Raw genomic sequence first — 10,090 nt, 5'->3', positions numbered from 1 at the left:
TAAAAGAATCAAATGATAAAAGCTCTTTTGTGTATCGCCTAAATGAAGAATACTTTCTTTTCTAAATCTCAACAGTTTGTTTTTATATGTAATCATCTTAAATGAGAAAGGTACTTTATGAATAAACTTTCATTTAAAATAACGTTATTTTATTTTTTCGGGATTCTCATGATTTTCATTCTCTCATCTGCTATTGTATACAACATTCTTGAGCATCAACAAGTAGAAAGTGAACTGGAGAGCCTTCAAGAGAGAGGCAATAGTCATCGAGATGTTCTTTCCACTAACTTCGACAAGCAAACAGTTGAACACGTTGTTTTAATGGAGGAAAAGGCGATGACTGATGTGATTATCTTAGACAAAAATAATCAAGTCGTCGATTCATCTAACGACGCTGAACAATTTTTGAACCCGGATTGGATTCAAAAAAAGGATGGAATCGTAGAAGGTAATTGGAGAGAGGGCAAATTTTTAGTGACGGTGAGTAATATTGAAGATGGCGGTCAAATAATCATGTTAGAGCCGACGAAGTATATACAGCATTTGATGGGGGAATTGAAACAACAAGTAGTGTTCTCTCTATTCTTGTTAGTACTTTTTCTATTAGTAAGTGTTTATTTTTTGAGTTATATCATTATAAAGCCACTTTTATCAATGAAAGAGGCAACGGTAAAGTTAAGTAAAGGCGAGGTGCTGAAAATCAGAGAAGCTGAGAGAAGCGACGAAGTAGGAGATTTAGCACGAGCGATCACTAAGTTATCTGTTGATTTACGTCACATTCAAAATACAAGAAAGCAATTTCTGACTTCAATCACACATGAATTGCGTACGCCGATTACCTACATCAAAGGATATGCAGGACTCCTCAAAAAAGACGAATCGAGATTTGGAGATATTATCTATGAGGAATCCGAAAGACTTCAAGAACTGATTGAGGATTTGTTTGAACTTGCTAGATTGGAAGAGCCACATTTTCAAATAGATCCTCAGATCACAGAGATGAATGATTTCTTAAAAAAAATCAGTGAAAGAATAATTTTTAAATTTGAGGAGAAACAAGTGAAATTAATTCTTCAAATTAATAAAACTCCCATCTACAAAGAGATAGACCAAGCTAGATTTGATCAGGTTCTCTTAAATTTACTGGATAACGCGCTAAAATATACACATGCGAACAAACGCGTATTTTTAAAACTTGATGAAAACTTTATTGAAGTTACGGATGAAGGTGGTGGTGTGGATGAGCAATCACTCCCGTATCTTTTTGATCGTTTTTATCGAGTAGATTCTTCACGAAATCGTGAAACAGGAGGTACTGGGCTCGGTTTGGCTATCACGAAAGAAATAGTTGAAGCGCACAAAGGGACCATCGTAGCTATTAATGTAGAAAACGGGCTGAAAGTTGTCATTGACTTGAGGGGGATTCCAGGATGAGAACCATTGCTTTGGTAGATGATGAGAATCGAATGTTAGAACTGATTGAACTCTATCTGCAAGACAGTTATACCTGTATTAAGCTGAACAGCGGAAGAGAGATATTGAACTTGATTGATGTAGATGAGCCTGACTTAATCATATTGGATGTGATGATGCCTTTAATGGATGGTTTTGAGACCTGTCAAAGGATAAGGGAAGTTTCGAATGTACCAATCATTTTATTGACAGCACTCGACGGAAAAGAAGAAATCGTAAAAGGATTACAACTGGGAGCAGATGATTACATTGTGAAACCGTTCGACGAGGCGGAATTGAAGGCAAGAATTCAATCGATTTTCAGACGAACTACAGTTTCTTCAGGATCAAAAATCGAATCGTCGGGTCTAATCTTAAATGAAGACGCCCATGAGCTGTATTATGATAATCATTTAGTCAAAGTCACGCCAAAGGAATTTTCATTACTTGCTAAGTTATTAAAAAATCCAGAACGTGTCTATTCAAGAGAGGAACTGCTCTCAAGTTTATGGTTAGCAAATGAGTGGACAGATGAACGAACGGTCGACTCTCATGTAAGAAACTTAAGAGAAAAACTTAGGAAACTCGAGTTTCCTATTGAAGAACACTTTCGCACAGTATGGGGAATTGGTTACAAGTGGGTTCCTTAAATAAGGAGAAATAAGACAAGAGAGGCACGGTTAAAAAACCGTTCCTCTCTTGTTTATCGTTTATTCTGCAGATAGTTCGTCTTCAGTCACCCATTTATGATTTTTCACTTCTTCACCTGTAGTCGATTCGAAATCAATCATATACACTGTTGTTTGCTTAGCTGAGTCGATAGTGGCCGTAGCATCCTTCATTCCTTTCATATGATCCGCGTCTACTTTTACTTCATCGCCTACTTCATAAGGAGATGACTTGGCATCTACAATCTCTTCTTGAATAATCCATTTATGATTCGTGACGCGTTTCCCGCCATTTGTAGGGTCATAAGAAATGCTATAAGCAGTAGTATCATAAGCTCCTACAATTTTAGCCTCGGCCCCTTTCATGCCTTCCATATGTGCTTCTTTGATCATCGCCATGTCGCCAACTTTAAATTTAGGGTTTTTAGCCTCTTGGAGCCCTTTCGGAACCTCTTTCGATCCAGACATGTCCATCGTCGAATGATCCATACCGTCCATATTTTTATCCATGCTTCCTGTTGATTTAGAATCATCACCATTGCTTCCGCACGCAGCGAGTGCTAAAGAAAGCGAAGCAGCCATAGTTGTCATAAAAATCTTTTTCTTTAATTTCATAAAAATTACCTCCAATTGTTTTTTTATGCTTTCCATAGACTCTATCACATAAATTTGCAGAAACATTGCAGAGAGCAGAAAAGTAACACATTGAAAAAAACTATAAAATTCATGGGTGGAAAGACATATTTTTTTCACAATCATTCTTTAAGTTAAAGATAATAATTAATTGAAGGGAATGATCCATGTGAAGAAAAGATGGTTAATCGCAACTATCGGTATCTTTACTCTCATGATTATAGTGGGCGGTTCGTATTTACTTTTTATCCGAGGTACTATGCCAAATAACAAACAGCACATGAAATCTATGATGAATGGAGGGAACACTACTACAAATCAGACTATGATGGAAGGTATGGGACATGGCGCGAGTGTCGATTTAAAATCAACTGAAGAAAAAGAGCGACGATTGAACATCCCTAAGATGCTAAAATCCGATCGTGAAACCAAGAATTCCATTCAATACACGATTGTCGCTAAACAAGGGGAGACACAGTTCTTCCGAGATGGTAAAAAAACTGAAACTCTAGGATATAACGGAAATTATTTAGGTCCTGTAGTGGAATTGAAAAAAGGAAAAATGGTAACAATCCGTACGGTGAATCGCTTATCAGAAGCGACTACATTCCATTGGCACGGTCTTGTTGTACCATCATCCGTAGATGGCGGACCACATCAAGTCGTGAAAGCTGGTGAAACGAAGGTAGTAAAGTTTAAAGTGAAGCAAGATGAATCGACATTGTGGTTTCATCCACATCCAATGGGGAAAACTGCTGAACAAGTATACAAGGGGTTAGCAGGATTGTTGTACGTAAAAGATGAAAAAACTAAAGAGACGATGCTACCTCAAAAATATGGTGAAAATGATATTCCATTAATTCTTCAAGATCGAAAAGTTAAAAACAGGAATGTCCTTGGATATGCTGATGTAGAAAAAACAGATGGGGCTTTAGGCGATACCCTCCTCGTAAACGGTACGATTAATCCATATTTCAACGTAAAATATTCGCAACTTAGAGTCAGATTGATAAATGGCTCCAATGCACGTAACTACGTAGTGAAGCTATCTGACGGTTCATCCTTTAAAAAAATTGCTGATGATGGTGGTTACATCTCAAAACCGAAAAACGTAAAGAAAATTGAATTAAGTCCAGGCGAACGTATAGAGGTATTGGTAGACTTTTCAAAAAGAAAAATTGGTGAGACTGTTTCATTTGAGACGAATGGAGTAAGGGTCGTTAACTTCAAGCTGAAGGATAAACAAGGGACGAACCTAAGTGCATTGGCGCCGAAAAGTGGATATGAAAAGCCGCTAAAGACCTTGTCTACAGTGAATCAAAAGTTAACTCTTTTCGGGATGGGCAAAAATGTTGAAATCAATGGGAAAAAGTTTGATGAGAAGAGAATCGATATTAAAGCGAAACAAGGAGAAACCGAAATTTGGGAGGTCTATAATAAAAAAGACATGATGGGTGGAATGACTCATCCCTTCCACATTCATGGAGTCCAATTCAAAGTATTAGAGCGAAACGGACAGAAACTGGATAATCAAGAAGCAGGTCTAAAAGACACTATCGCTATAAAACCAGATGAACGAGTTAAGATTCAGATGACTTTCAAGGAAAAAGGGGTATTCATGTACCATTGCCATATCCTTGAACATGAAGAGAACGGAATGATGGGTCAGTTGAAAGTGGACTAAAAAATAGGTGAATGTTTTCATCTTTTTTTCACAAACTAAGGAAATAGGCTTTGTGTAAGTCAAAAAAGACGGAAAATGGAGGTATTTTAGAATGAATACTGGACAACAAGAAATCTTAGGTGCCCTACACAACTGTATAGTGACTTGTAATGAATGCTTTGATGCGTGTTTGAGTGAACATCATGTTTCTTCGATGGCAGAGTGTATACGTCTAGACAGAGATTGTTCTGAAATTTGTAGTCTTTTAGTACAAGCTATTTCTCGAAACAGCAGCAATATTGATGTTCTTGCAAGAAGCTGTGTTGAAATTTGTGAAAGATGTGCCGACGAATGTTCGAAACATGATCATGATCATTGTAAAAAGTGCGCTGAGGCCTGTAATGAATGTGCAAAAGTCTGTCGTAAATTAATTGCTTAAAGCGAAGTGTTAAAAATGAAGGAGCATCTATGTCGCCATGCCGAAAAAGGTATGAGCTAAAAAGCTGATGCTCTTTCATTATTTATAAGCACTAAGATACTTAGTTATGAAAAAGTTCATAACCCTTATAGACCAGTAGTATGGTGAGAGAAAATAAGGATACATAGAGGATAACGATCAAACTCTTCATAAACACTTTCATGAAAATCAACTCCATTCTATAGGTTGAATTGATTATATAGAAAGTTCGTGAAATTTATGAGGAAATAGACTAACAATCATTTATTATTAAAAAATTTTAATGTAAGAGGTGGTGACTAGGATGGATAAAATATTAATTGTTGATGATGAAATAAGAATGAGGCAATTATTAAGACTCTATCTAGAACCAATAGGATATGAATGTAGTATGGCGAATGATGGGATCGAAGCTTTAGAGAAAGTGAAAAAAGAAACCTTCGATTTGATTTTATTGGATGTAATGATGCCAATGTACGATGGATTCGAAGTATGTAAGAAAATAACGGATTCTCACCCGGAAGTCCCTATCATCATGATAACGGCTCTAAATGATGCTGAATCCATCGTCAAAGGACTAGATGCTGGAGCTACAGATTATGTCACAAAGCCGTTTAACGGGGACGTACTTTTAGCAAGAGTTCGGTCTGTCATGAGAAGGAAAGCAAAAGAACCCGTTATCTACCACGGACTTACGTTCGATGAGAGCAACAATTTAATTTTACTAGATGGCAAGTCGATTGACTTTACACCAAAAGCACATGCATTACTGCGACTATTCCTTCAACATCCTGGAAGGCTGTTCAACAGACTAGAGCTTTATGAATTCGTTTGGTCTTATACGTCAGAATCGGATCCGAGGACAGTTGATTCTCATATTAAGATGATTAGAGAAAAGTTAAGAGAGTTAGATTACCCGATCGATAGGCATCTGAAAACAATTTGGGGGAGAGGATATCGTTGGAGTGAGAATGAAACGAAATGACACTCTTACTATAGGAGCAAAAGTGTCATCATAAAAATCATAAGGGAGTCGGTGTCGGCTTCGAGTATCCATCTTTATATGAAGAATCGATTGCAGAACGAATATCTTTAACCGATTCTCCGTCCCGTTGCTTCAAAATAGACTTTACAGCAATCTCGAGACAGGTGCTGCATGTCGTTCCGTGACTTGTCCATTTCACCGATCCATTCGTCGCGTTTTCTTCTATAAAGCAATCATAATTATTTTTATGATTGACTGTTTCACCGCAACCGCAATAGCAAGGTATTTTCTCTAGTAGTTTACGATTTTTCCCTACAGCTTGATAAACATTTCGTACATCTTCAGGTTGAGTTTTTAAAAACGTGGGAAGTATCAACGATGATGATGTTTCTTCAATCTTGTCACCGCCCATATGTTTCGCATGATCTACCTCCTTTGAATGATTGGGAGTAGAAGACTTCATCGGGGATTGAGCACAGCCGACCGCAATCAGGGATAGGCTAATAAGACTTACGCTTTTTAAGAGTATGTTAAGTTTCACGATTGGATTCTCCTTAGAGATAATTTTGTAGGTGCATAAAACAAAGCTTTTTAATTGCGTTTTTTGTATTAGCTCATTTGTCTGTTCACGATAGTACCTATTCGTTCATTTGACCATAGTCTTCATCAGTTCAGTTAATTCATGAATTGTCATCAATCATTTGATGTCTACCTCGAACTTGTCCTTTAATTCTTTTTAAAGTTTCAGTACTTGTGATTTTGGCGCTAAATAGTCCTATTCAAACAAATGGTCTCATTTTTTAAAATATATCCTATACTTGTATGATAATTTTTATTTTTTAGTGTGTCAAAATACATTTTATATTTATATATATAAGTTTAACTGGAAGTAAAAACGAGATGTAGCTCTATATAGTCATGATCTCTCTATATACACCATACAGGTATATAGTACGTAAAAGGAGGTTTTCTTATGAATCACCATATCCATCACGAACATACTCATCATGAAGACCAACAAATGAGTGCTTCACATCATGAACATGAAGGAATGATCGGAGACTTCAAGAAAAGATTTCTCGTATCGTTAATGTTGACCATTCCAATCCTGCTACTTTCCAAAATGATTCAAGAATGGTCGGGTATCAACATTAGCTTTCCATATGACGACGTTGTTTTGCTTTTGCTATCCACAATTGTCTACTTCTACGGTGGATGGCCCTTCCTAAAAGGTAGTATTAATGAAATACGCCAAAAAAATCCTGGAATGATGATGTTGATTGCATTAGCGATTAGTGTAGCCTATTTCTATAGTGTCGCTATCATATTCGGTTTCGGACAAGGACATGATTTCTTTTGGGAGTTAGCGACCTTGATCGACATCATGTTATTAGGGCATTGGATTGAAATGAAATCAATCATGGGTGCCTCAAATGCGTTGCAGGAATTAGTAAAGTTACTTCCGAGTGTGGCGCATCGAGTGAAGGATGGGAAGGTTGAAGAGGTGCCGGTCAATGAATTAGAGGCAGGAGATCTCATTCGGATCAAGCCGGGAGAACAGGTACCGGTAGACGGAAAAATCGTCGAAGGAACAACAACGATTGACGAATCAATGCTTACCGGTGAATCACTTCCGGTAGATAAACAGGAGAATGACACCGTGATTGCTGGCTCTATCAATCAAGAAGGTGGTCTGACAGTCGAGACGACAGGTACTGGTGAAGGCACCTACCTTTCAAAAGTCATCGGCTTAGTAAGTGAAGCGCAATCTTCCAAATCACGGACTCAAAACTTAGCTGATCGAGCAGCAAAAATTCTTTTTTATCTCGCGGTGGGAGCAGGTGTTCTGACTTTCGTGATTTGGATTGTACTTGGATATTCGGTTAGTACAGCAATCGAGCGCATGGTAACGGTTATGGTTATCTCTTGTCCACACGCTCTTGGTTTAGCAGCCCCTCTTGTCGTATCCGTTTCTACAGCACTTTCCGCTAAAAGAGGTCTTTTGATTCGAAATCGAACACAATTCGAAGAGGCACGAAAACTAGATGCGGTTATCTTTGATAAGACTGGTACTTTAACGCAAGGTAATTTTGGAGTAACGGATGTGATGGCAAGTACAGGTATAAGTGAGGAAGAAGTATTACGACTCGCAGGAGCCATCGAACAGTCGTCGCAACATCCACTTGCTCGCGGGATCTTGACTGAAGTTCAAAGACGAAAGCTTGATTTACCATCGGTCGCAGGATTTGGATCGATGACAGGCATAGGATTGGAAGGAACAGTCGAAGGAAAGCAAGTCCGCGTCGTTAGTCCGCGATACGTACGGGACAAACAACTCGAAATCGACGAAGTGACATTCGAAGATTTGTCTGAAGAAGGGAAAACGGTCGTCTTTGTCTTAAAGGACACAGAATTAATCGGTATGATCGCCCTTGCCGACCTCGTTCGCGAGGAAGCTAAGAAGACTGTACAGGAATTAAAGGAGAAAGGGATTCAATCCATCATGCTGACTGGGGATAATCAAAAAGTCGCTTCGTGGGTCGCTTCCCAACTTGAGATCGATCAAGTGTACGCAGAAGTATTACCGGATGATAAGTCACGTCAAGTGAGACAGGTGCAAGCAGAAGGAAAAAAAGTAGGGATGGTAGGGGATGGAATTAACGATGCACCAGCTCTCGCACAAGCGGATGTAGGGATTGCGATTGGTAGTGGAACAGATGTAGCTGTAGAAACGGCTGATATTGTCCTTGTCAAAAGTAATCCAAAGGACGTCTTATCTGTCATCGAACTATCGCAAAAAACATATAATAAAATGATTCAGAATCTATGGTGGGCAGCTGGTTACAATATCATTACGATTCCTTTAGCTGCAGGTATTTTAGCACCATACGGCATTATTCTTTCACCAGCGATTGGAGCAGTTTTGATGAGTTTGAGTACGGTCATCGTAGCTATCAATGCGAAAACATTAAGAATTTAATAGAAGTTTGGTATATTTTTTCTTTTTTGTGTATGAACACACCCTATCTCACTTCATGAGTTAGGGTGTGTTCTTTTTTTCAATCAGATAGGATCCCATAGATAAAAGCATGGAACAGAGCGGCCCCGCTCTGTCTGATGGAAAGAGACCGCAAGCCGTCCTGTTTCCGTACTCTAGCTCGCTCCTCGTCGGCGCAAGGGTCATCAAAAAAAGCCGCTGCCGTTCCTTGTCTTCCTCCGCGTTTTGGCTCAAAGCAAGCTTTTCGCTCGCGGGCTCCGGAAGCCTTCGTCCCGGTGCGCTGTCCACTTTTTTTGATCTTTCCCTGCGGTCACCCTTGCGCCGTCTCGCGACGCTCGCTACGTTCCCGTCAACAGGACGGCACCGTGTCGGACTGCATCCCACTCGCGAAAGGAGCTTTTCCATGAAACTGACTACACTCGTTGAAATCACCCGTATCCGCCAAGAGGTCCGTGAACCGGACGTCGCGCTCGAGACGACACACATCACGTCCCCAGAGGACGCGTTCTGTGTCGCGAGACGCTTCATCCAGGACGATGACCGTGAGGTGTTCCTCGTCATCCTACTCAATACGAAGAACCGCGTCATTGCCGTCCATCGGGCACACGTCGGTAGCATCAACTCGAGCGTCGTCCACCCTAGAGAAATCTTCAAATCCGCCATTCTCAACAATGCGACGTCGCTCATCGTCAGCCACCAGCATCCGAGCGGTGACCCGCATCCATCACGGGAAGACATCGAGGTGACCGAACGGCTCGTCGAGGTCGGACGCATCGTCGGTATCCAGCTCCTTGACCACATCATCGTCGGTGCCGGAGAAGAATATGTCAGTTTGAAGGCACAAGGTGTTTTGTAAAGGAACAATAAGCGTAGACGGACGGGATAACCCCGTCCTGTCCGCGCGCAAGAGCATGGACGAAAAACGATGTCGTTTTTCTTTTGAGAGAGCGCAAGCGAGTAAGGAATGGATTCGTCCCGAATCCAAGGGCAATGAGAGACCCGCAGTGGATGGATCCACTGCGGGTGAGAAAGTACATCTGGTCTCTTCTATGTAGAAGGGTGTGATAGAGGATGCAGTAGTGAGACAAGTAGTGGAGTGGATGAAGGTTCGAGGAGAGATAGTTGATTGAAGTGAATCAATCCTCCTGTAGATAGGTAGTGATCTTCTTTCTACTGATTGTATAACTCAAGAAGAGCTTTCGGGCTCATGCGTGAGGCTGTAGGCTGCACGCAG

The 10,090-nt window shown here is 40.1% G+C and carries 9 protein-coding genes; 7 read left to right on the top strand and 2 right to left on the bottom strand.

Annotation, left to right across the window (positions count from 1 at the left end):
- Nucleotides 1-117: 117 nt before the first annotated feature.
- Nucleotides 118-1,434 (top strand): sensor histidine kinase, encoded by a 1,317-nt coding sequence (locus KNQ08_RS16295; protein ID WP_050678843.1) that lies wholly within the window; start codon nucleotides 118-120, stop codon nucleotides 1,432-1,434.
- Complete coding sequence (locus KNQ08_RS16290; RefSeq protein WP_029343435.1) at nucleotides 1,431-2,102, top strand: response regulator transcription factor; 672 nt, start codon at nucleotides 1,431-1,433, stop codon at nucleotides 2,100-2,102. The genes KNQ08_RS16295 and KNQ08_RS16290 overlap by 4 nt, the downstream gene beginning before the upstream one ends.
- A 60-nt stretch (nucleotides 2,103-2,162) precedes the next feature.
- On the opposite strand, the gene KNQ08_RS16285 is transcribed toward KNQ08_RS16290, so the two are convergent.
- The gene (locus KNQ08_RS16285) at nucleotides 2,163-2,735 is read right to left on the bottom strand and encodes a YdhK family protein (RefSeq protein WP_029343434.1); all 573 of its coding nucleotides are present in this window, start codon (nucleotides 2,733-2,735) and stop codon (nucleotides 2,163-2,165) included.
- Between the two features lie 343 nt (nucleotides 2,736-3,078).
- Here KNQ08_RS16285 and KNQ08_RS16280 point away from each other — a divergent pair, with 343 nt between their 5' ends.
- From KNQ08_RS16280 to KNQ08_RS16270, 3 genes are all read left to right on the top strand, one after another.
- On the top strand, nucleotides 3,079-4,437 hold the full coding sequence (locus KNQ08_RS16280) for a multicopper oxidase family protein (RefSeq protein ID WP_251133741.1): 1,359 nt from the start codon (nucleotides 3,079-3,081) through the stop codon (nucleotides 4,435-4,437).
- Between the two features lie 91 nt (nucleotides 4,438-4,528).
- Nucleotides 4,529-4,855, top strand: a complete 327-nt coding sequence (locus tag KNQ08_RS16275) for a four-helix bundle copper-binding protein (protein ID WP_071908772.1) — start codon at nucleotides 4,529-4,531, stop codon at nucleotides 4,853-4,855.
- Nucleotides 4,856-5,177: 322 nt separating this feature from the next.
- Nucleotides 5,178-5,858, top strand: a complete 681-nt coding sequence (locus tag KNQ08_RS16270) for a response regulator transcription factor (RefSeq protein ID WP_050678842.1) — start codon at nucleotides 5,178-5,180, stop codon at nucleotides 5,856-5,858.
- A 37-nt stretch (nucleotides 5,859-5,895) separates the two neighbouring features.
- Here KNQ08_RS16270 and KNQ08_RS16265 read toward each other — a convergent pair whose 3' ends face one another.
- Nucleotides 5,896-6,399, bottom strand: coding sequence for a PCYCGC motif-containing (lipo)protein (locus KNQ08_RS16265; RefSeq protein WP_050678841.1), 504 nt, complete (start codon nucleotides 6,397-6,399; stop codon nucleotides 5,896-5,898).
- Between the two features lie 432 nt (nucleotides 6,400-6,831).
- Between KNQ08_RS16265 and KNQ08_RS16260 the strand changes: the two genes are divergently transcribed.
- Nucleotides 6,832-8,838, top strand: a complete 2,007-nt coding sequence (locus KNQ08_RS16260) for a heavy metal translocating P-type ATPase (protein ID WP_050678840.1) — start codon at nucleotides 6,832-6,834, stop codon at nucleotides 8,836-8,838.
- Nucleotides 8,839-9,259: 421 nt separating this feature from the next.
- Nucleotides 9,260-9,712 carry a JAB domain-containing protein gene (locus KNQ08_RS16255; RefSeq protein WP_353049232.1) on the top strand — a complete coding sequence of 151 codons (453 nt, stop codon included), beginning with the start codon at nucleotides 9,260-9,262 and terminating at the stop codon, nucleotides 9,710-9,712.
- Nucleotides 9,713-10,090: the final 378 nt, after the last annotated feature.

The organism is Exiguobacterium sp. s46, assembly GCF_018618875.1.
Taxonomy (GTDB): Bacteria; Bacillota; Bacilli; order Exiguobacteriales; family Exiguobacteriaceae; genus Exiguobacterium_A; species Exiguobacterium_A abrahamii.
Note: the sequence above shows the minus strand (reverse complement) of the source record. Positions and strands in the feature narration are given on the sequence as shown.